The sequence below is a fragment of the Haloechinothrix salitolerans genome (assembly GCF_042662605.1).
Classification (GTDB): Bacteria; Actinomycetota; Actinomycetes; order Mycobacteriales; family Pseudonocardiaceae; genus Haloechinothrix_A; species Haloechinothrix_A salitolerans.
The window spans coordinates 5,604,810-5,625,040 of the sequence record NZ_JBHSXX010000001.1 but is presented as its reverse complement, the minus strand read 5'-3'; the positions used below and the strand labels follow the sequence as shown (position 1 = coordinate 5,625,040).

Genomic DNA, 20,231 nt, shown 5'->3' with positions numbered 1-20,231 from the left:
GGTTGGCGTCGCGGGTAGGCCTCACACCGCCAGCCAAGCGCTGTCGGGACGCTCACCTGTCGCGGTGGACAGTGCGGCCGCCGACTACGGTCCGCAGCACGCGGGCGCGCAGCAGAGTGTCAGCACTGGAATCGAACGGATCGCGGTCGAGAACGACGAAATCCGCGAGTAGGCCAGCGCGCAGTCGTCCCACGACGTCCTCGGCGCGGCAGGCCCACGCCGAGTCGGCCGTGCCATGCAGCAGCGCGTCCGGTGCCGAGATCGCCAGGTGCGGTTGCAGCGCGGGCGACCCCGGGTCCAGCGCCGACTTGCGAGTGGTGGCGATGTACATGTTCGGCAGCGGTGGATGCGGGGCGGTGGGCGCGTCGGTGCCGAACGCCAGCCGCGCGCCCGAGCTGGAGAACTCCGGCCAGGCGAAACCGCGTTCCGCGCGGTCGTCGCCGAGCATCGCCGCCCAATTCTCGCGGATCGCCGGGTCGGCGTGCACCGGCTGCATGGACGCGGTGACGCCCAGCTCAGCGAGCCTCGGCACGTCGTCGGGATCGACGTACTCCAGGTGCTCGATCCGGTGCCGCCTCGGCCGGGGACCGTTCACGGTAGCGGCGTGTTCCAGCGCGTCGAGCGCCATCCGGACCGCGCCGTCGCCGATCGCGTGGAGCGCCACCTGGAGCCCAGCCGCGTCGGCGGCGGCGACGGCAGGCGCGAGTGCGTCGAGGCTCCAGATCGGATCGGCGTTGCTGCCGTCCGCGTACGATTTGAGCATCGTGGCGGTACAGCCGTCGATGACGCCGTCGACGATGAACTTCACGCCGGTGACGCGGAGTCGTTCCGAGCGGTGCTCCCGTGCCAGCTCGGCGGCGCGTTCGATCTGTGGACCATGGTCGACGCCGGGGTGGATCAGCCAGTGTCCGATGACGCGTAGGTCGAGCCGGTCGTCCCGTTCGGCGCGGGCCAGTGCCGCCAGGTTGTGCTCGTCCAGCGCCATATCGACGGCGGTGGTGACGCCGGACGACAGGTAGGCGTGAGTGGCCGCGTCCAACGCACGATCCCGGTCGGCATCGCTACTCACCTTCGCGAGGAACGACCACACGATATTGATGGCGGCGGTTTCCTCAAGGTGTCCGGTCGGCTCGCCAGCCGCGTCTCGCACGATCCGGCCGCCCGCCGGGTCCGGGGTGTCGCGGGTGATGCCCAGCTCGGTGAGGGCGGCGGTGTTGACCCACACCGAGTGGTAGTCGTTCGCGTCGAGGTACACCGGCCGGTCGGGGACGACGTCGTCCAGCATCGTGCGGGTCGGCTTGCCGTCCGGGACCGCGCTGAACAGCCAGCCCCTGCCGAGCACGCGCGGTGCGTCCGGGTTGGCCTCGGCCCACGCGGCGACCCGGCGTTGGATTTCCGCCAGGCTCGCCGCGTCGGTTAGGTGCGCCTTCAGCTGTGCCTCGCCTGCCATGACGACGTGCGCGTGGCCGTCGACGAAGCCGGGCAGCACGGTGCGGCCAGCCAGGTCCAGTTCCAGCGCGTCCGCGCCTGCCCGCGCACGGGCGGTGGCGTTGTCCCCGACGTAGTCGATGCGCTCACCTCGGACGACCAGCGCCTCCGCCGACGGCCACTCCGGATCGCCGGTGAACAATCGTCCGTTCGAGTACAGCGTCGCCCTCACCCGACCGCCTCCTCGACCGGCGTGCGGTCGTTCCCGGCAACCGGCTCGCCGTAGCCGCCCTTGCCAGCCCGACGGACCCACGCCACGCTGAGCACCGTGTGCACCACGGCCGTCACCAGCAACGCGGGCAGCGACGCCGTGGTGTAGGTGAAGATCGCGGCCGACTCGAACGTGATCGGGTCGAGGAGCAGGAAGTAGGTCACCGACCCAGCCGCTATCGCCAGGATCGCCGCCGGGTTGAACCCCCACCAGAACGAGTAGCGGGAGACGCCCTCCGGCTCGTACAGCCCCCTGAGCACCAGCCTGCCGCGACGCAGCAGGAAGAAGTCGGTCAGGTAGACGGCGGTCAGCGGCGCCATCGCCATGCCGACCCAGGCGACGAACTTGAAGAAGTTGTCGTAGAACGTCGCGGGCCAGAACACCACGATCGCCGGTGGTGTGTAGAGCAGTGCGACGAACACCGGCCACGGGATGCGCCGGACCACCGAGCCGCCCGCACGGATCAACCCAAGACCGCCGGAGTACGTCTGCGCCACAATGCTGGTGACGTTGGCGAACGCCACGAACAGTAGCGCGAGCACGCCGAGCACGGCGCCGCCGAGCGGCACCATCCACGCGGTCGGGTCGGCGTCGCCGATGACCAGCGCGGCGAACGTGCCGACCAGGCCCGCGACCACCGATGCGCCGAACAAGCCGATCATGTTCGGCCAGAACGACACCCGCTGCGTCCTGGTCAGCCGGGCCAGGTTGCCGGTGATCGGCCACCACGCGAAGGCGACCGCGAAGCTCAGCTCGAGTGCGATAGCGAAGTCGAGCCTCGGGTCGCCGAACGGCGCCAGCGCCTCGGCCGACATCAGGTCGGACCAGGAGTGGTTGGCCAAGATCACGCCGAGCATGACCAGCGTCATCACCACCAGCACCGGCGCGACGATCTTGTTCACCCACTCCAGCGAGACCGGGCCACGGGACAGCACCACCCAGGACACCAGCAGCGCGAGCAGCGACATGCCGATGACCACCGGGCCGTTCGGGTCGAAGCCCGCGTCGAAGACGGCGTTGAGCACGTTGGTCACCGCCCTGCCGAACATGATCGCCAGAATGGCGTTCCACCCCGCGCCGGTCAGCGGCACCAGGATCGCGATCAACGTGCGAACGCCGTTGCTGCCCAGCACCGACCGCAACGCGGTGTACTGCTCGATGCCATACTTCGCGGACGGCAGGCAGGTGCCGACGGCGACCAGCACGACGCCGACCAGGTTGCCGATGACCGTGGCCGCGATCGCGGTCGTCACCCCGGCGAACAGCGCGACGGTGCCGCCGATCAGGAACGCCCAGGTGGCGATCGCGAGTCCGACGTTGACCGAGGTGAACTGCCAGAACCCCCAGAGCCGCTCTTGCGGCAGCACCGGCAGTTCGGTGAACTCGCCCGCGGTGGACGTCGTGACGTCGGGCTCTTGCTTCACCATGGGTACCCCCAAGCGAGTGCGGCGCCGATCAGCACGACGCAACCGGCGAACAGCGCGATCCAGTCGCCGCGCGGCATGTCCTTGGCGGCGGGGTCGTTGTGCGTGGGGTCTTCGATGATGGCGAGTCGCCGGTCCAGCTCCCGGCGGAAGTCAGCGGTATCCATGCGTCGGCCCTTCTGCGTCGGTGTGGGGTGGCGGTGGACGAGGCGGAGGCTCACGTCGTGAGCGGGCCGTAGGTGTCGGGGCGGCGGGTCTCCAGGAATGGGAACAGCGTCAGCCAGTCCTGGCGCTGGTCCAGGTCGAGCGGTGCGACGAGAACGGCGTCGGCGTCGCGCGGCGCGGACACCAGCACGCGGCCGTACGGGTCGGAGATGAACGACGACCCGTAGAACCGCAGCGTGCCCTCGTCGCCCCAGCGGTTCGGGACGACCATGAACGTGCCGTTCGCGATGCCGTTGCCGACGATCACCTGCCGCCACAGCGGCTGGGTGTCGAAGTCGGGATGGTCGGGCTCGGAGCCGATGGCGGTGGGGTAGACGATGATCTCCGCGCCCGCGAGCGAGTACGCCCGCGCGACCTCGGGGAACCACTGGTCCCAGCATGTCGGCAGCCCGAACCGGGCCGGTTCGCTGCCGGGTACTGGCAGTTCCACCACCGGGTATGCGTCGCGAGCCGGTCCGCCACGGAAGTAGTGGTCCTCGTAGTACCCGGCGCTGATCGGGATGTGCAGCTTGCGGGTGCGGCCCAGTAGCGCGCCGTCAGGGCCGACGAGGATCGCGGTGTTGTAGCCAAGGCCGTCGGGGCCGCTGGGTCCATCGGAACGCTCGTACAACGAGGCGTGGACGGCGACCCCGGCGTCGGCGGCTGCCTTCGCGGCGAAGGTGTAGGTCGGCCCGGACTCCAGGTCCTCGGCGGTTGCGGCGGCGTCGCCGTCCGGTTTGGTGTCGGCGGGGTAGCGCGACAGCGTCAGCTCCGGCAGGCACACGACCTGCGCGCCCGCGCGGGCCGCGGTCTGAATGCCGTCGGCGAGCACCTGAGCATGTTCGTCGGGATCGGCGCGCCAGCGGGTCTGCACCAGCCCGACGACCAGCGGGTCGCGGGTCGGCGCGTGCACCCGAGCGGGCGACTCGGGGACGGTGGCGGTGATCAGCTCCATGGTTCTCCTCGGGGTCGTTCGGGCAGCGGGCAGGGGCGCGGTCAGCCCGCTGCGGGTTGTTGCTGGGTGATGCAGTGGATGCCGCCGCCGCACGCGAAGATTCCGCGCGCGTCGACCAGCTCCACCGTCCGGTCCGGGTAGGCGGCCCGCAGCGCCTCGGCCGCCGCGGCGTCGTTGGGGTCGTCGAATCCGCACAGCACGACGACGTCGTTGGCGACGTAGTGGTTGATGTAGGAGTAGTCAACTGGACGACCGTCGTCGTCCTCGATCACCGTGGGCGCGGCGATCTCGATGACCTCCAGCCTGCGACCGCGCGCGTCGGTGCTGGTGCGCAGCAGCTCGGCGATCTCGTGTGTGACGTCGTAGTCCGGGTGCGCCCGGTTGCGCTGGACGTGGACGGCGACCGTGCCTGGCCGGACGAAACTGGCCACGAGGTCGACGTGGCCGCGCGTGCCGAACTCGTCGTAGTCCCTGGTCAGCCCACGGGGCAGCCAGATCGCGGACGTCGTGCCGAGCTGGGCGTGCACCTCGACCTCGACGTCGGCGGCGGTCCAGCCGGGATTGCGGCCCGGGTCGAGCTGGACGGTTTCGGTGAGCAGCACGGTGCCCTCGCCGTCGACGTGGAACCCGCCGCCCTCCATGGTCAGCCGGGATCGCCGCGACGGATGGCCCGCCAGCTCGGCGACCTGCCGCGCGACCTGGTCGTCGCGTTCCCAGCTCGCCCACTCCTGGCCACCCCAGCCGTTGAACACCCAGTCCACCGCGGTGAGACCCGTCGTGTCGCGCACGAACGTCGGGCCGCTGTCGCGCAGCCAGGCGTCATCCAGCGGCAGCTCGACCACGGTCACCTCGGGGCGCACTAGCGCCTTGGCCGCAGCACCCTGGCCGATGCCCGCCACAAGGGTGACCGGCTCGTAGCGCGCGATCGTGTTGGCGACGTCGGTCCACAGCCGTCTGGCGTGTGCCAGCGACGGCGAGCCATCCTCGCCGAAGGTGTCGTTCGGGGGTGGGAACGCCATCCAGGTCCGTTCGTGCCGAGTCCACTCGGCTGGCATGACCCGCGGCGCGGACGGCGGGAAAGTCGGGGAAGGCACTCGTATCGTCGTCCCATCACTCGACGTTGAATCAAGCAGAACTCTAACTGCTTTGCGACTAAATTAGAAGACTTTCGTCTGAAACTCAACGAAATCGCTTGCGCAATGTTCGATCGTCGGTGCAGACTGGCAATCACGCTGCCCCGAACCGAACAGGACGATCATGACGCTTCAATACCGTGACTCCGAGACGCTGCAGAAGTCGGCGCAGGGCCACCTGTGGCCGCACTTCACGCAGTTGGGCGACTACGGACCCGACGCGCCGATGCCCGTCATCGTGCGCGGCGAAGGGGCGTACGTTTACGACGCCAACGGCAAGCGGTACCTCGACGGCCTGGCAGGGCTGTTCGTCAACCAGCTCGGCCACGGCCGCACCGAACTCGCCGAGGTCGCCGCCAAGCAGGCGAACGAGCTGGCGTACTTCCCGCTCTGGTCGTACGCGCACCCGACCGCCATCGAGCTGTCGGAGCGTGTGGCGTCCGCCGCGCCGGGTGACCTCAACCGGGTCTTCTTCACCTCGGGCGGCGGCGAGGCGGTCGAGACGGCGTGGAAGCTCGCCAAGCAGTACTTCAAGTTGACCGGCAAGCCAGGCAAGCACAAGGTCATCAGCCGCGCCGTCGCCTACCACGGCACCACCCAGGGCGCGCTATCGATCACCGGTTTGCCTGGGCTGAAAGCGCCGTTCGAGCCCCTTGTGCCCAGCACGTTCCGCGTGCCCAACACCAACATCTACCGCGCGCCGCACTTCGGCGACGACCCGGAGGCGTTCGGCCGGTGGGCGGCCGACCAGATCGGCATCGCCATCGAGCAGGAGGGGCCGGACACCGTGGCGGCGGTGTTCCTTGAGCCGGTGCAGAACGCCGGTGGCTGCTTCCCGCCGCCGCCCGGTTATTTCCAGCGGGTTCGCGAGATCTGCGACGAGCACGACGTCCTGCTGGTCTCCGACGAGGTGATCTGCGCGTTCGGCAGGCTCGGCCACACCTTCGGTGCCGAGCGCTACGGCTACCAGCCGGACATGATCACCTGCGCCAAGGGCATCACCTCCGGCTATGCCCCGCTCGGTGCGATGATCGCCAGCGACCGGCTGGTCGAGCCGTTCCTGCGCACCGGTGTCATGTTCGCGCACGGCTACACCTTCGGCGGGCACCCGGTCTCGTCGGCGGTGGCGCTGGCCAACCTGGACATCTTCGAGCGCGAGCGCGTCTTCGAGCATGTGCGCGAGAACGAGGGCGCGTTCCGGGCGACCCTGGAGAAGTTGCGTGACCTGCCGATCGTCGGTGACGTCCGAGGTGATGGGTTCTTCTACGGCATCGAGCTGGTCAAGGACAAGGCCACCAAGGAGACGTTCAACGCCGAGGAGTCTGACCGGCTGCTGCGCGGCTTCCTGTCCAAGGCGATCTTCGACGCCGGTCTCTACTGTCGCGCCGACGACAGGGGCGACCCGGTCGTGCAGCTCTCGCCGCCGTTGATCTGCGACCAGTCGCACTTCAACGAGATGGAATCGATCTTGCGCGAGGTGCTGACCGAGGCGTGGCAGCGGATCTGAACCGGCCTTGTGATGCATAGGATGTCTCGTATGCCATCTCGGCCAGGAAAGAGCGAGCACAACGGACTGCTCGATGACACGTCCAAGGCGATCATCGAGCAGCTCCAGCAGGACGGACGCCGTGCGTATGGCGCCATCGGCAAAGCGGTGGGGCTGTCAGAGGCGGCCGTGCGCCAGCGGGTGCAGAAGTTGATCGACAACGGCATCATCCAGATCGTCGCCGTCACCGATCCGACCGAGGTTGGCTTCGCCCGCCAGGCCATGATCGGCATCAGGGCCACCGGCGATCTGGAACCGATCAGCGATGCGCTCGCCGAGATGGACGAGGTTGACTACGTCGTCATCACGGCGGGCAGCTTTGACCTCATCGTCGAGGTGGTGTGCGAGAGCGACGAGCACCTGCTCGAAGTGCTGTCCAAGCGGATTCGCAGCATTCCTGGCGTCACAAGCACGGAATCGTTCGTGTACCTGCGGCTGCGCAAGCAGACCTACTCCTGGGGCGTGCGCTGAACTCATCCGAGTGACGTCACCGACTGGGTGACGTCACTGACGCGCGCCCTCCCTAGCTAGAAGGAACTTGGCAATGACCCGTGCCATCACACACTGGATCGGCGGCAAGCCGTCCGATTCGGACGCCGACCGTTCTGGTTCCGTTTACGACCCCGCGACCGGGCAGGTCAGCGCCACCGTCGCGTTCGCCTCCGAATCGGACGTCGACCGCGCCGTGGCGTCCGCTCGTGAGGCGTTTCCGCGCTGGCGGGACACCTCGATCGCCAACCGCACGCGCGTGCTGTTCCGGTTCCGGGAACTGCTCGCCGCTCGCGCTGACGACGTCGCCCGCGTCATCACCGCCGAGCACGGCAAGGTGCTCAGCGACGCGGCAGGGGAGGTGCAACGCGGGCTCGAAGTCGTGGAGTTCGCGTGCGGCGCTGGTCAGCTGCTTAAGGGCGGGCACAGCGAGAACGCCTCCACCGGCGTCGACGTCCACTCGCTGCGGCAGCCGGTCGGCGTCGCCGCCATCATCTCGCCGTTCAACTTCCCGGCGATGGTGCCGTTGTGGTTCGCGCCGCTGGCGATCGCGGCGGGCAATTCCGTGGTGTTGAAGCCGAGCGAGAAGGACCCGTCCGCGGCGATGCTGCTCGCGGAGCTGTGGGCCGAGGCGGGGCTGCCCGACGGCGTGTTCAACGTCGTGCACGGCGACAAGGTCGCGGTCGACGCGCTGCTCACGCACTCTGACGTCGACGCGGTGTCGTTCGTCGGCTCCACGCCGATCGCGCAGTACGTTTACCGCACGGCGTCGGAGCACGGTAAGCGCGTGCAGGCGCTCGGCGGTGCGAAGAACCACATGGTCGTGCTGCCGGACGCCGACCTCGATCTCGCAGCCGACGCCGCCGTGGCGGGCGGGTTCGGCTCGGCCGGCGAGCGGTGCATGGCGATCAGCGCGGTGGTCGCGGTCGAGCCGGTGGCCGACGCGCTGGTCGAGAAGATCTCCGCGCGCATGGCGGAGCTGCGGGTCGGCGATGGTCGTCGTAACTGCGACATGGGACCGCTGGTCACCGAGGCGCATCGCGACAAGGTTGCGACCTATGTGGACGCTGGAGTCGCCGCTGGCGCGTCGCTGGTGGTCGACGGACGTGGCCAGGACGTCGACGGTGACCCCGGTGGCTTCTGGCTCGGCCCGACGTTGTTCGACAGCGTGGAGCCGTCGATGTCGATCTACACGGACGAGATCTTCGGGCCGGTGCTGTCCGTGCTGCGCGCTGACAGCTACGAGGAAGCGTTGGCGCTGGTCAACGCCAACCAGTACGGCAACGGCACGGCGATCTTCACCCGAGACGGCGGCGCCGCGCGGCGGTACCAGCACGAGGTCGAGGTCGGCATGGTCGGCGTCAACGTGCCGGTGCCGGTTCCGGTGGCGTACTACTCGTTCGGCGGCTGGAAGTCTTCGCTGTTCGGTGACGTGCATGCCTACGGCCCCGACGGCATCCAGTTCTACACGCGCACGAAGGTCGTCACCTCTCGCTGGCACGAGCACGTCCCCGGCTCCGCGCTGGACCTGTCCTTCCCCAGCACGACCTGACCCGCGAGTCCCGCGCTATGGGTCCACGAGTTCCGCGTTACCGAAGTGGATCAACTTCCCCTGTCCTGTAACCACGCAGCGTCCGCTTTGTCTGGTTGGTTTGGTGTCAGCACAGGGGAAGCTGATCAACATCGTGACGCCGGAAGCTCTACGTCAGCGCCGCACTGAGCGCCCGGACAGCCGCCACGATGGTGGCGGCCTCGTCCGGGCGGACCGTGGTGGCGTAGTGGATCGGCGGAAAGAACACCCGCAGCCTGCTAGCCGCGTACGGCTCGACGCACACCCGCCACCCGTCCGGACGCGAGGTGACGGTGCAGCTGGTGAGGTCGACCGTGCGCGCCATATCGGCCACGGCGTACCCGCCGAATCCGGCGGGTCGGGTGCCTCGGCGGGGTTGCCAGCGGAAACTACGCGCACCCGCCGGGCCGGAAACGCGTAACCGCAGTTCGCTGGTGGCGGCGCCGGGGGCCCGGCTCCGCGCGATGTCGGTGGCTGAGGCTGCGTCGACGTCGGCGGTCACCTGCAACTGGTGGATGCGGGCCAGCAGCAACCGCTGGGTGCGCCAGCGCAGCGTGACTGTGACTGCAACGTCGTCGCCGGTCAGCGCTAGCCAGTCGTCCCCGCGATCCGCCACCTGAAGCCCGGCTCGCAGGAACGGATCGGCCTGCTGCTCCAGGTAGCGCGCGGCGGCCGTGGCCCGAGCCGATGCAGAGCCTCGCCCGGCGGCAGCCCGAACCGGAGCGGACACCCGCGTCGCCGCAGGAGACGTCTGACCCCGGGTCGTCAACCGGGCGCTCACCGCGTCTCACCCTCAGCGGCCCCAACCGGCTCCGCCGACGCCTGAACAACCGCCGCGTCCAACGGCGCTGGAGCGAAGAACGGCACCTTCTTCACCACCCGCAGCCACACGAACGCGTACCCCACGATGACCGCAGTCGCGCCCGCCGCGCCGAGCCACACCGTCCACCGCATGTCCGCGTCGGGATGGATGCTCAGAATCATCCACACGCACGCCGCGATGCCGATGACCTGCGGCAGCGGGTAGAACGGCGTCCGGAACCCGCGCGGCGCGTTCGGGTACTTGAACCGCAGCACGATGACGTCGACCTGCGCGAGGATGTACGAACACAGCCACATCACCGTCGCGACCAGGATCAGCGTGAGGATCGAGTCGCTGTCGGCGAACGTCAGCAGCGCGCCGACGATCAACGCCGTCACCGCGATCACCGACACCCATGGCGTCTGGAAGCGCGGGTGCACGCGGGCGAACACCGCTGGCAGCATGCCGTCGCGCGCCAGCCCGTACAGCATCCGGGGTACGGCCGCGAGGATCGCCGACACTGAACTCGCCGCCGCCAGCACGGTCGCGCCGGTCAGGATCAGCAGCCCCGTCTTGCCGCCGATACCCTCCGCGACCAGCAGGTGCGGCACCGCCGACGTCGCCAGTTCGTCCAACCCGACGTAGCGCAGGGCGGCGAACCCGAACACCATGTCCACACAGAACACGATCACCAGCCCCGCGATCATGGCGCGCGGGATGATCCTGCCTGGATTGCGGATCTCCTCGCTCATCGGGCAGACGAACTCGATGCCGATGAACAGGTACGTGCCGAGCGCGACCAGGTGTGCGACTTCTAGCCACCCGCCCGGGTTGAATGGCACGTCCGCCGCGACTTCGGTGCCGCCGCCGACGCCGAGTAGGCCGGTGACGCCGAAGCCGATCAGCACGATCATCATCGTGCCGGTCACCAGCGCCTGCGCCCGCCCGAACGACTTCACGCCGACCAGGTTGATCAGGCAGAACACCACCGTGACGCCGATGGCGAACGCGGTGGGCGAGATGCCCGGAATCAGCCGTTCCGCCGCGAGGCCGCCGACCATCTGGTTCGCGGGTTCCACCGTCGCGACCAGCACGATGTAGCCGGCGAGTACACCGAAGATCGCAGGGCCTCGGCCGAGCGCTGGCGCGGTGTACGCGCCGATCATCCCGGCGCCGGGTACCAGGTTCGCCAGTTCGGAGTAGGAGAACGCGATCAACATCATGATGCCGAGCGCGGCGAGCGCCGCCACGACGAATGCCGGTCCGCCGAGGCCGAAAGCGTTGCCGAGGCTGGTCAGCGTCGTCGCGGCGACGACGAGCCCGATGCCGGTGAACAGGGCGCTCCAGAACCCCAGCGCACGTTGCAGGGTGGGGGACGACGTCGTTGTCATGGTGATCAGCTCCCAATCGTTCCGTCGGGATGCGTGGTGGTCAACACGGCGCGGATCGCGGCGGAGATCCGGTCGGCCTCGTCGCGGGTGAGGGTGAGCGCGGGGGAGAGCACCAGCCCTTGCGCGGAGTCGCGCACGATGACGCCGTGCTCGCGACGGACGGCGTCGGCGACGGCCTGCGGATTGGGCAGTGGCTCGCGGCTGTCGCGGTCGGCGACCAGCTCGATGCCGAGCATCATGCCGACGCCACGCACCTCCCCGACGCGCGGCAAATCGGCCAGCTCGTCGCTCAGTTTGTCCAGCAGGTAGCCGCCGATCTCGCTGGCCCGCGCGAGCAGTCGCTCGTGCTCGATGATGTGCAAATTGGCCAGTGCGACCGCGCAGCCGGTGGGGTGACCGTTGTAGGTGTAGCCCATCGGAAAGCCCGAGTCGGCCTCCAGCGACTCGGCGACGTCCTCGCTCATCAGCACCGCGCCGAGTGGGAAGTAGCCAGACGTGATGCCCTTGGCGGTGACGATGATGTCCGGATCGACGTTGAAGTGCTCGGCGGCGAACCAGCTACCGATCCGGCCGTAGGCGGTGACGACCTCGTCGAGAATCAGCAGGATGTCGTTGCGCCGCAACACTTCTCGCACACGCGGCCAGTAGTCGTCCGGCGGCACCACCATGCCCGCGACGCCCATGATGGGCTCACCGATCATGGCGGCGATGTTGTCCGCGCCGATACGCTCGATGGTGCGTTCCAGCTCGGCGATACAGAAGTCGGTGCAGTCCTGCCCGTCGAACAGGTCACGGCGGTACGGCCACGGCGGTGTCAGGTGTTCGACGTGCGGCAGCATCGGTCCGAACCCGTCGTGGTACATCCCGAAGCCGCTCGCTGTGCCGCCGCCGTAGGCGATGCCGTGGTATGCGCGTTCCCGCGCCAGAATCCACGTCTTCTCCTCCTTACCGCGCCGGTAGTGGTGGTACCGCGACATTTTCAACGCCGCCTCGATGCCTTCCGATCCGCCGCTGGTGAAGTACACCTTGCTGATCTCATCGGGCGCCAGCCGGACCAACCGGTCGGCCAGCTCGATCGCGGGCTGGTTGGAGAACTCCCAGAAGCTGGTGAAGTACTCCAGCTCGCGCATCTGGCTCGCCGCGACGTCTGCCAGCTCGTCGCGGCCGTGGCCGACCTGCGCCAGCCACAGCCCGCCGGTGGCGTCGAGGTACTCGCGGCCGTCGGTGTCCCACAGCGAGGACGCCTTGCCGCGCGTCATCACGACCCGTTCGGTGGTACTGGCTGGCAGGTAGGGGTGAACGATGCGCTGCCGGTCGAGCTGGTGCAATGCCTCGGTGGACGACGAGGTGGACGCTGCGGGTGCCGGTGTTGCGGTGGACATGTGTGCTCCTCGGTTAGTGCTTGATCCAGGTGGTCTTGCGGCCGGTGTATTTCTCAAGCGCGTGCAGCGAGAGGTCGCGGCCGTAGCCGGACTGGCCGAACCCACCGAACGGCGTCTGCGCGCTGAGGGCGTCCACGGTGTTGACCGAGACCGTGCCGACGCGCAGCGCCCGCGAGACCCGCAGTGAGCGGGACAGATCGGACGTCCACACCGATGCGGCGAGGCCGTAGCCGCTGTCGTTGGCCAGCGCGATCGCGTCGTCCTCGCTGTCGAACGGCGTCACGCACAGCACCGGCCCGAAGATCTCCTCGCGCGCGATGCGGGCCTCCGGCGGGACGTCGTCGAACACGGTTGGCTCCACGAAGCAGCCCGCTCCATCGATGCGGGAGCCGCCGCACACCAGCCGGGCCTCGCGGCGGCCGATGTCGATGTAGTCCAGCACCCGTTGGGTGTGCGCCTCGTCGACCAGCGCGCCCATCCGGCTAGCGGGGTCCAGTGGATCCCCGGGTGCGTAGTCCTTCGCGGTCGCGACAACTCGGGCGAGTAGCTCCTCGTGGATCTCGCGGGCGACGAGCAGCCGGGAGTTCGCCGAGCACACCTCGCCCTGGTTGGCGAAGATCCCGGCGCAGGCCGCCTCGGCCGCGGCGTTCAGGTCGGCGTCGGCGAATACCAGATTCGGGCTCTTACCGCCGCATTCCGGCCACACCTGCTTGAGGTTGGACTCGGCGGCGTACCGCAGGAACAACTTGCCGACCTCGGTGGAGCCGGTGAACGCGACGCTGTCGACGTCGGGGTGCAGCCCGAGTGCCTTGCCAGCGGGGTCGCCGTAGCCGGGCACGACGTTCAGCACGCCGTCCGGCAGTCCGGCCTCGGCCGCCAATTCCGCGAGCCGCAGCGCCGATAGCGGCGACTGTTCGGCGGGCTTGAGCACCACGGAGTTGCCCGCCGCGAGTGCTGGGGCGAGTTTCCAGGTCGCCAGGTCGAGCGGGAAGTTCCACGGTACGACCGCGCCGATGACGCCGAGCGGCACGCGGTCGACCAGTGCGAGGTCACCGATACCGGTCGGTGCGATCTCGCCGTACAGCTTGTCCAGTGCCTCGCCGTACCACCGGAACAGACTGGCGGCGAACGGGACGTCGATGTCGTAGGTGTCGCTGACCAGCCTGCCCATGTCGAGCGAGTCGAGCAGCGCAAGTTCCTCACGGTGCTCGTCGATCAGGTCGGCCAGGTGCAGCAGTACGGTCTTGCGCTCGGCCGGCTTGGCGCGGGACCAAGCGCCCGCGTCGAAAGCGCGGCGGGCGGCACGGACGGCGGCGTCGATGTCGGTAGGCCCGCAGGCGGCGACCTCGGCGAGCAGATCCCCGGTGGCGGGATTGTGCGAGGGCAGTGTCGCGCCGGACGCGGCCGGTGTGAACGCGCCGTCGATGTAGGCGTCGGTGTGCGGCATGAGGCGGGCGGCGAGCCGTAGCCAGTGCTCGTGGGGCGGTGGCATGGCGCTCCTCTCGGCTGAGTGAACTTGAACAAGAAGTCAAATCCTCAACATCACCGCATGTCAAGACATAGAAATGAGATTGACAAAGTTGAACTAGCTTATAAAGAATGCTGGACATGGCGCGTTCCAAGAAGCACATAGCCCGGCGGGAGCAACTGGTCGACGCGACGATGCGGGCGATCACCGACCGCGGTCGCGACAACCTCCGCATCCGCGACATTGCCGCTGAAGCCGGGGTCTCGCCCGGGTCGGTCCTGTACCACTACCCCGAGTTGGACGAGCTGCTGTTCGACGTCCACCGCGTCGTCGTGGAACGCTTCTACCAGCGCCGCGTCGAGCTCACGGAGTCTCACGCCGACCCCGCGCGGCGGCTGATCGCCGCCATCGACACCGGCCTGCCGGAAGGGCGCGACGACGCCGTGGCGAAGACGTTGTACGAGATGCACGGGCTCGCCGACCGCAGTTCGCAGCACGGGGCGCTGATGACCAGCCTGTTCGACCGGGAGGTCGCGTTGTACGGCACGATCCTGGACATCGGGGTCGCGGCTGGCCGATTCACGCTCGCCGAACCGACCCGTGACATCGCGCGGACGCTGGTCGTGCTCGAGGACGGCTTCGGCCTGCACCTGCTCAGCAACACGACGTCGGTCGACCTGCCCCTCGCGCGGAGCTCGCTCGCCCGCTACGCCAGTCAAGCCACTGGCTGCGAGCTCCCGACCTGACCCATCGGCGCGCCGGGTGCGCCACGTATGCGACGGAGGTGTCGCGATGCCAACTGAGCCCGGATTCACCCTGGTGCAGCTGCGGTACTTCGCCGCGGCGGCGGAGCTGCGCAGCATGACCGCTGCGGCGAAGGAACTGGTCGTCTCGCAGTCGGCGATCTCCACCGCGATCGCGCACCTGGAGCGCGACCTCGGCGTGCAGCTGCTGCTGCGCAGGCACGCGCAGGGGCTCGCTCTCACCGAAGCGGGCGCGCGGTTCCTCCAGGAGCTGCGCGGGTTCCTCGCACACGCCTCTGACCTGGTCGACGTCGCACACGGCCTCGGTGAGGCGTTGATTGGGGACCTCACGGTTGGGGTGTTTCAGACGCTCGCGCCGTTTCACATGCCCCGGCTGCTCACTGATTTCGCGTCGCGCTACCCGGCGGTGCGGGTGTCGCTGCTTGAAGGTCAGACCGAGGAGATGGAGCAGGCACTGCTGTCTGGCGCGTGCGAGCTGGCGTTGCTTTACGACCTTGACCTGGACGAGCACATCGAGACCGAACCGCTCGCCGAGGTGCCGCCGTACGTGATCGTGCCGCCGGAACATCCACTCGCGGCCACTGACGGCGTGCGGCTCGCCGACCTCGCGGGTGAGCCGCTGGTGCTACTCGACCTGCCGCACAGCAAGGAGTACTTCCAGGCGTTGGTGCAGCGCAGCAGGGTCGAGCCACGCATTCAGTACCGGACACGGAGCTACGAGATGGTCCGTTCTCTGGTGGCGGCCGGGCGTGGCTACGCGATCCTCAACCAGCGCCCGGCATCCGATGTCACCTACGACGGCGGCCGGGTCGCGGCGCTGCCGCTGCGCGATGACGTCCCGGCGTTGCCGATGGTGCTCGCGCGGGTCAAAGGGGTGCGGCTGACCGCGCGGGCGAGCGCGTTCGCCGCTCGGTGCCGGGCACTTCTCGGCGAGCCATCAACAAAACAGATGACCTAGTCCAAAAACATCTGCTGTACAGATTCACGATTCCTCCCCAGACTCGAACGCATCGAGGGAATTCATTCGGGAGGTTTCGATGACGGGCACATTCGCCACGGCAGACGTGCGGGCTGAATTCGTCGCTGGAATGCGCAATGCCGCCACCGGGGTCACCGTGGTCGCCACCGATGGACCAGCCGGTCGCTTCGCCCAGACGGTCAGTGCGATGTGTTCGGTATCGGCCGATCCGCCCACGCTCGTGGTGTGCGTCAATCGTAGGAGCCCGGCGCTCGCCGCGCTCGCGACCAATGCCGTGTTCTCGGTGAATGTCCTTGCTGCTGAACAGATTCACGTGGCGGACACGTTCGCCGGACGTCCGTCCGACGGCGAGCCGTACGACTTCGGATGCGCGTCCTGGACGACCTTGACCACTGGGGCGCCGGTGCTCGTCGGCGCTGCCGCGACGTTCGACTGTCGCCTCGTGGACGCCGTCGACTCCGGCACGCATCAGCTCGTGCTCGGCGCGGTGGAAAAGGCGTCACAGCGGCCGGTTGACCCATTGATTTATCACGCTCGCGAATACCGGCGTTGCCAGCCGGTGAGTGCCTGACGCATTTCGAGAAAGGAACAACGCATGATCCGCACCGGCGAGGAGTACCGTGAGTCCGTTCGGGACGGACGGCAGATCTGGATCAACGGCGAGCAGGTCGACGATGTCACCACGCACCCGGCGTTCAAGCCACTTGTCGACATTCGCGCCCGCATCTACGACATGGCGCACGAGGACACCACCCGCGACGTCATGAGCTATCCCGGCAGCGAAGGCGAGCGCAACGCGGTGCAGCAGAAGCCGCCGACGTCGGTCGAAGACTGGCACGCCAAGCGCGCCGCCACCGACGCGGTGCTCTCCGACATCGGCGGCGTCGTCACCCGCGTCGGCGACGAGACCATCGGCGAGATGTGGTCGCTGATCGACGGCCAGGACGTCCTCGACGAGATCGATCCGACGTTCTCCACCAACGTCAAACGCCACATCGACCGGGCTTGCTACGCCGACCCGTTCCACGTCTCAGCGAACACCGACCCCAAGGGCGACCGCTCCAAGACGCCGGACGAGCAGGACCCGGACATGCTGCTGCACGTCGTCCGGGAGACGGATCGCGGCATCGTGGTGCGCGGCGCGAAGTACGAAACGGCCGCCGCCTACTCGAACCAGGCGTTTACCAAGCCCACCATCGCGAACTGGGGCAACGACGCGCTGTCCGACTACGCCCTCGGGTTCATCCTGGACATGGGTGCGTCGGGGCTGAAGTACATCTGCCGCACCGGATTCGCAGGCCGCGCGCCGGTCGAGGACTATCCACTCGCGAACCGGTTCGACGAGGTCGACACGCTGGTGATCTTTGACGACGTCGAGATCCCGTGGGAGAACGTGCTGTTCTACCGGCACACCCGTGCGGCCACGTTCATCCGTGCCACGTTGCACCGCTACAGCGCGTTCGCGTTCGTGCAGCGCAACCTGCGGCTCGCGGACCTGATGATCGGCGCGGCGTTGTGGAACGTGAAGCAGACCGGCCTGGAGCGCCAACCCGCCGTGCAGGAAAAGCTCGCCACGCTGGCCTGCTACCGCGAGGGAATCAACGCCCACCTGACTGGCGCGATCGCCACCGCCGAGCCTAGCCCCGGTGGACTCCTGATGCCGAACCAGTCGCTGCTCTACACCGGCCGCGTGCTGGCCTGCTCGCAACTGCACGAGATGATGCACCTCGCCCGCGAACTGTGCGGCGGTCAGATCTGCATCACCCCGGACAAGGCGTCGTTCGAGCACCCTGAGACGAAGCCGTGGCTGGAGAAGTATTACTCGATCAACGAGAACTGGGTCGCTGAGGACCGCCGCAAACTCCTGGCGTATGCCCGTGACCTGCTGAACTCGGACTATGCCGGGCACCGGCTGACGTTCCAGCTGTTCGCGCAGTCGCCACCGTTCGCGCATCTGGCCGCGGTGTACCGCAACTTCGACTGGGACGGCCCGCTCGACCTCGTGCGCTACGCGGCCGGACTGTCCGACAACGTGCTGGCGGGTGCTCGATGATCCACGAGCGCATCCGCCGGTTCAATACCGCCGACACCTACCCGGAGCAGAGCCTGAACAACGACCTCGCACAGGCCGTCGTCGCTGGCGACACGGTGTATCTACGCGGCCAGATTGGGCAGGACCTCGGCACCCGCGAGAGCGTCGGCATCGGCGACGTCGAGGCGCAGGCCGAGCAGGCGATGGACAACGTCGAGCTGCTGCTGCGCGAGTGCGGCAGCCAGCCCGACGAGATCGTCAAGATCACCGTGTACCTGGTCGACATCCGCTACCGCGAGTCGGTCTACCGGGTACTCGGGCGTCGCCTGAAGGGCGTGCACTACGTGTCCACCGGTTTGGTGGTGGATGCCCTGGCGCGGCCGGAGTGGCTGGTCGAGATCGACGTCACCGCCGTCATCCCCGCCACGCGCGCCGCCGAGGCGGCCGAACTGCGGTGGCGGGAAGCCGAACGACGAGGGGAGAAGCTGTGACGTTCTCTATCGCGGCCCGCGACGAGAAGGGGGCGTTCGGCGTCGCCATTTGCTCGTCCAGCCCCGCCGTCGCCGCTCGCTGCGCCGCGGTACGTCCTGGCGTCGGTGCGGTGTGCTCCCAGAACGTGACCGACCCTCGGCTGCGCGAGCGGCTGCTGCACCTGCTTGAGTTGGGCACCGATGCGGAGGCGGCGGTGTCGCAGGTCGCGGCGTCCGAGGCACACATCGAGTACCGGCAGCTCAGCGCGGTCGGCCGCGACGGCGCGCCCGTGAGCTTCACCGGCGGCAACGCGCTCGGGACGTCTGGTGCGGTAGAGGCTGCCAACTGCGTGGCGGCGGGCAACCTGCTCGCGTACGAGGGCGTGCCGAAGGCGATGACCGTGGCGTTCGAGCGCACCGCAGGCCAGCCGATGGCACGTCGCTTGCTCGCGGCGTTGTCGGCGGCGATCGTGGACGGCGGCGAGGAAGGGCCGGTGCATTCAGCGGGACTGCTGGTCGCGCACGACGCGCCATGGCCGGTCGTTGACCTCCGGGTGGACTGGACCGACGGCGATCCGGTGTCCGAACTCGGGGCGCTGCTCGACCTCTGGGAGCCGCAGCAGGACTCGTACGTCCAACGTGGACTGAATCCGGGTGGAGCGCCCAGCTTCGGCGTGCCGGGGGACGAGTGATGCCGCACCCGAACACGGCCGTGTCTGGTTCAGCCGCCGATGCGCACGCGACCGCGTCCCGGCGGGTGACCGCCGCGCACGACGCGGTCGCCCCCGCGCTGGCCCGCGCCCGCGACAGCCTCGTCGGCCTCAGCCACGCGCTGCATGCCGACCCCGAGCTGGCCTGGGAAGAGGTGCGGGCGGCTCGGCGGCTCTGCGGGCTGCTGGACGACCTCGGCTACGACGTCACGCCTGGCATCGCGGATCTGCCGACCGCGTTCGCCGCCACCACCGGCTCCGGCCCGCTGCACGTGGCGATCTGCGCGGAGTACGACGCGCTACCTGGACTGGGGCATGCCTGTGGGCACAACATGATCGCCGCGATGGCGGTCGGGGCGGCGACCGTGCTGCGACCGCTGGCCGACGACCTCGGGCTGCGGGTGACCGTGCTGGGCACCCCCGCCGAGGAAGGCGGCGGCGGGAAGATCTACCTGCTGGAACGGGGCGCGTTCGACGGCGTCCACGCGGCGATGATGGTGCACCCTGGCCCGGTCGACGTCGCGGAGGCGGAGCCGTTCGCCGTCTCCCATTTGCGGGTGCGGTTCCACGGCAAGGGCGCGCACGCTGCCGCCTACCCGGAACAGGGCATCAACGCCGCCGACGCGTTCACCGTCAGTCAGGTCGCGATCGGTCTCCTTCGGCAGCAGTTGCCGATGTCCACACGGGTGCACGGCGTCCAGACGCGCGGCGGCGAAGCGCCGAACGCGATCCCGGAGCTGACCGAAGGCCGCTGGTACGTGCGAGCCGCCGACCTCGCGCAGCTCGACGTCATCGAGCAACGGGTGCGGCGGTGTTTCGAGGCAGGCGCGCTGGCAACTGGCAGCGAGCTGGAGATCGAGCCGGAAAGTCCGCCGTACGCGGAGTTCGTCAATGACCCCGGGCTGGTGGCGTTCTATCGGTCGCACGCGCAGGCGCTGGGGCGTCGGTTCCCAGCGGGAGACCCGGCCGGGCGGATGAACCGCGCGTCCACTGACATGGGCAACGTCTCCCGCGTCATCCCGGCGATGCACCCGTACATCGGGATCGACTCGTTGCCCGCCGTCAACCACCAACAGGAATTCGCCGCGCACTGCGTCAGTTCGGCCGCCGACGCCGCCGTGCTGGATGGGGCCGCCGCGATGGCGCACGTCGTTGTCGACGCCGCGACGTCGCCCGAATTGCGGACGCGGCTACTCGGCGAGGAAGGGTGACC

The 20,231-nt window shown here is 68.7% G+C and carries 19 protein-coding genes; 10 read left to right on the top strand and 9 right to left on the bottom strand.

Annotated features, from left to right (window positions below; genetic code table 11):
* Positions 1-52 precede the first annotated feature (52 nt).
* From ACFQGD_RS26810 to ACFQGD_RS26790, 5 genes are read right to left on the bottom strand one after another with little or no spacing between them, the layout of a single operon-like run.
* Positions 53-1,660: an amidohydrolase gene (locus tag ACFQGD_RS26810; protein ID WP_345405215.1), complete on the bottom strand. Its 1,608-nt coding sequence runs from the start codon at positions 1,658-1,660 to the stop codon at positions 53-55.
* Entirely contained in the window at positions 1,657-3,126 is a 1,470-nt protein-coding gene (locus ACFQGD_RS26805; RefSeq protein ID WP_345405212.1) for a purine-cytosine permease family protein, read from the bottom strand. The genes ACFQGD_RS26810 and ACFQGD_RS26805 overlap by 4 nt, the downstream gene beginning before the upstream one ends.
* Positions 3,120-3,290, bottom strand: a complete 171-nt coding sequence (locus tag ACFQGD_RS26800) for a hypothetical protein (protein ID WP_345405209.1) — start codon at positions 3,288-3,290, stop codon at positions 3,120-3,122. The genes ACFQGD_RS26805 and ACFQGD_RS26800 overlap by 7 nt, the downstream gene beginning before the upstream one ends.
* Positions 3,291-3,340: 50 nt before the next feature.
* Positions 3,341-4,282, bottom strand: coding sequence for a nitrilase-related carbon-nitrogen hydrolase (locus ACFQGD_RS26795; protein WP_345405206.1), 942 nt, complete (start codon positions 4,280-4,282; stop codon positions 3,341-3,343).
* A 41-nt stretch (positions 4,283-4,323) separates the two neighbouring features.
* Entirely contained in the window at positions 4,324-5,337 is a 1,014-nt protein-coding gene (locus ACFQGD_RS26790; RefSeq protein ID WP_345405254.1) for an agmatine deiminase family protein, read from the bottom strand.
* Between the two features lie 202 nt (positions 5,338-5,539).
* Between ACFQGD_RS26790 and ACFQGD_RS26785 the strand changes: the two genes are divergently transcribed.
* The 3 genes from ACFQGD_RS26785 to ACFQGD_RS26775 all read left to right on the top strand — a co-directional run bounded on the left by ACFQGD_RS26785 (position 5,540) and on the right by ACFQGD_RS26775 (position 9,002).
* A complete protein-coding gene (locus ACFQGD_RS26785) occupies positions 5,540-6,922 on the top strand; it encodes an aspartate aminotransferase family protein (RefSeq protein ID WP_345405203.1) in 1,383 nt (460 codons plus the stop codon).
* A 30-nt stretch (positions 6,923-6,952) separates the two neighbouring features.
* Complete coding sequence (locus ACFQGD_RS26780) at positions 6,953-7,432, top strand: Lrp/AsnC family transcriptional regulator (protein WP_345405200.1); 480 nt, start codon at positions 6,953-6,955, stop codon at positions 7,430-7,432.
* A gap of 73 nt (positions 7,433-7,505) precedes the next feature.
* On the top strand, positions 7,506-9,002 hold the full coding sequence (locus ACFQGD_RS26775) for a CoA-acylating methylmalonate-semialdehyde dehydrogenase (protein WP_345405197.1): 1,497 nt from the start codon (positions 7,506-7,508) through the stop codon (positions 9,000-9,002).
* Positions 9,003-9,150: 148 nt separating this feature from the next.
* Here ACFQGD_RS26775 and ACFQGD_RS26770 read toward each other — a convergent pair whose 3' ends face one another.
* From ACFQGD_RS26770 to ACFQGD_RS26755, 4 genes are read right to left on the bottom strand one after another with little or no spacing between them, the layout of a single operon-like run.
* Positions 9,151-9,801 (bottom strand): DUF3156 family protein, encoded by a 651-nt coding sequence (locus ACFQGD_RS26770; protein ID WP_345405194.1) that lies wholly within the window; start codon positions 9,799-9,801, stop codon positions 9,151-9,153.
* Positions 9,798-11,213 carry an APC family permease gene (locus ACFQGD_RS26765; RefSeq protein ID WP_345405191.1) on the bottom strand — a complete coding sequence of 472 codons (1,416 nt, stop codon included), beginning with the start codon at positions 11,211-11,213 and terminating at the stop codon, positions 9,798-9,800. Before ACFQGD_RS26765 ends, ACFQGD_RS26770 begins: the two co-directional genes overlap by 4 nt.
* Positions 11,214-11,218: 5 nt before the next feature.
* Positions 11,219-12,595: an aminotransferase family protein gene (locus ACFQGD_RS26760; protein ID WP_345405188.1), complete on the bottom strand. Its 1,377-nt coding sequence runs from the start codon at positions 12,593-12,595 to the stop codon at positions 11,219-11,221.
* 13 nt (positions 12,596-12,608) lie between these two features.
* Positions 12,609-14,087, bottom strand: a complete 1,479-nt coding sequence (locus tag ACFQGD_RS26755; RefSeq protein ID WP_345405185.1) for an aldehyde dehydrogenase — start codon at positions 14,085-14,087, stop codon at positions 12,609-12,611.
* A 116-nt stretch (positions 14,088-14,203) separates the two neighbouring features.
* Between ACFQGD_RS26755 and ACFQGD_RS26750 the strand changes: the two genes are divergently transcribed.
* From ACFQGD_RS26750 to ACFQGD_RS26720, 7 genes are all read left to right on the top strand, one after another.
* Positions 14,204-14,809: a TetR/AcrR family transcriptional regulator gene (locus ACFQGD_RS26750; RefSeq protein WP_345405182.1), complete on the top strand. Its 606-nt coding sequence runs from the start codon at positions 14,204-14,206 to the stop codon at positions 14,807-14,809.
* A gap of 46 nt (positions 14,810-14,855) precedes the next feature.
* Positions 14,856-15,785 carry a LysR family transcriptional regulator gene (locus ACFQGD_RS26745; RefSeq protein WP_345405179.1) on the top strand — a complete coding sequence of 310 codons (930 nt, stop codon included), beginning with the start codon at positions 14,856-14,858 and terminating at the stop codon, positions 15,783-15,785.
* 79 nt (positions 15,786-15,864) lie between these two features.
* The gene (locus ACFQGD_RS26740) at positions 15,865-16,377 is read left to right on the top strand and encodes a flavin reductase family protein (RefSeq protein ID WP_345405176.1); all 513 of its coding nucleotides are present in this window, start codon (positions 15,865-15,867) and stop codon (positions 16,375-16,377) included.
* Positions 16,378-16,401: 24 nt separating this feature from the next.
* Positions 16,402-17,859, top strand: coding sequence for a 4-hydroxyphenylacetate 3-hydroxylase family protein (locus tag ACFQGD_RS26735; RefSeq protein ID WP_345405173.1), 1,458 nt, complete (start codon positions 16,402-16,404; stop codon positions 17,857-17,859).
* A complete protein-coding gene (locus ACFQGD_RS26730; RefSeq protein WP_345405170.1) occupies positions 17,856-18,329 on the top strand; it encodes a RidA family protein in 474 nt (157 codons plus the stop codon). Before ACFQGD_RS26735 ends, ACFQGD_RS26730 begins: the two co-directional genes overlap by 4 nt.
* On the top strand, positions 18,326-19,000 hold the full coding sequence (locus tag ACFQGD_RS26725; RefSeq protein ID WP_345405167.1) for a DUF1028 domain-containing protein: 675 nt from the start codon (positions 18,326-18,328) through the stop codon (positions 18,998-19,000). Before ACFQGD_RS26730 ends, ACFQGD_RS26725 begins: the two co-directional genes overlap by 4 nt.
* Complete coding sequence (locus ACFQGD_RS26720) at positions 19,000-20,229, top strand: M20 family metallopeptidase (RefSeq protein ID WP_345405164.1); 1,230 nt, start codon at positions 19,000-19,002, stop codon at positions 20,227-20,229. The genes ACFQGD_RS26725 and ACFQGD_RS26720 overlap by 1 nt, the downstream gene beginning before the upstream one ends.
* Positions 20,230-20,231: the final 2 nt, after the last annotated feature.

What these genes read in the sequence shown, in the direction of transcription:
- ACFQGD_RS26760 (WP_345405188.1), bottom strand. Translation starts at nt 12,595, where the DNA reads ATGTCCACCGCAACACCGGCACCCGCAGCGTCCACCTCGTCGTCCACC.
- ACFQGD_RS26755 (WP_345405185.1), bottom strand. Translation starts at nt 14,087, where the DNA reads ATGCCACCGCCCCACGAGCACTGGCTACGGCTCGCCGCCCGCCTCATG.
- ACFQGD_RS26780 (WP_345405200.1), top strand. Translation starts at nt 6,953, where the DNA reads ATGCCATCTCGGCCAGGAAAGAGCGAGCACAACGGACTGCTCGATGAC.
- ACFQGD_RS26740 (WP_345405176.1), top strand. Translation starts at nt 15,865, where the DNA reads ATGACGGGCACATTCGCCACGGCAGACGTGCGGGCTGAATTCGTCGCT.
- ACFQGD_RS26745 (WP_345405179.1), top strand. Translation starts at nt 14,856, where the DNA reads ATGCCAACTGAGCCCGGATTCACCCTGGTGCAGCTGCGGTACTTCGCC.
- ACFQGD_RS26720 (WP_345405164.1), top strand. Translation starts at nt 19,000, where the DNA reads ATGCCGCACCCGAACACGGCCGTGTCTGGTTCAGCCGCCGATGCGCAC.
- ACFQGD_RS26800 (WP_345405209.1), bottom strand. Translation starts at nt 3,290, where the DNA reads ATGGATACCGCTGACTTCCGCCGGGAGCTGGACCGGCGACTCGCCATC.
- ACFQGD_RS26805 (WP_345405212.1), bottom strand. Translation starts at nt 3,126, where the DNA reads ATGGTGAAGCAAGAGCCCGACGTCACGACGTCCACCGCGGGCGAGTTC.
- ACFQGD_RS26750 (WP_345405182.1), top strand. Translation starts at nt 14,204, where the DNA reads ATGGCGCGTTCCAAGAAGCACATAGCCCGGCGGGAGCAACTGGTCGAC.
- ACFQGD_RS26775 (WP_345405197.1), top strand. Translation starts at nt 7,506, where the DNA reads ATGACCCGTGCCATCACACACTGGATCGGCGGCAAGCCGTCCGATTCG.
- ACFQGD_RS26785 (WP_345405203.1), top strand. Translation starts at nt 5,540, where the DNA reads ATGACGCTTCAATACCGTGACTCCGAGACGCTGCAGAAGTCGGCGCAG.
- ACFQGD_RS26765 (WP_345405191.1), bottom strand. Translation starts at nt 11,213, where the DNA reads ATGACAACGACGTCGTCCCCCACCCTGCAACGTGCGCTGGGGTTCTGG.
- ACFQGD_RS26795 (WP_345405206.1), bottom strand. Translation starts at nt 4,282, where the DNA reads ATGGAGCTGATCACCGCCACCGTCCCCGAGTCGCCCGCTCGGGTGCAC.
- ACFQGD_RS26730 (WP_345405170.1), top strand. Translation starts at nt 17,856, where the DNA reads ATGATCCACGAGCGCATCCGCCGGTTCAATACCGCCGACACCTACCCG.
- ACFQGD_RS26790 (WP_345405254.1), bottom strand. Translation starts at nt 5,337, where the DNA reads ATGCCAGCCGAGTGGACTCGGCACGAACGGACCTGGATGGCGTTCCCA.
- ACFQGD_RS26735 (WP_345405173.1), top strand. Translation starts at nt 16,402, where the DNA reads ATGATCCGCACCGGCGAGGAGTACCGTGAGTCCGTTCGGGACGGACGG.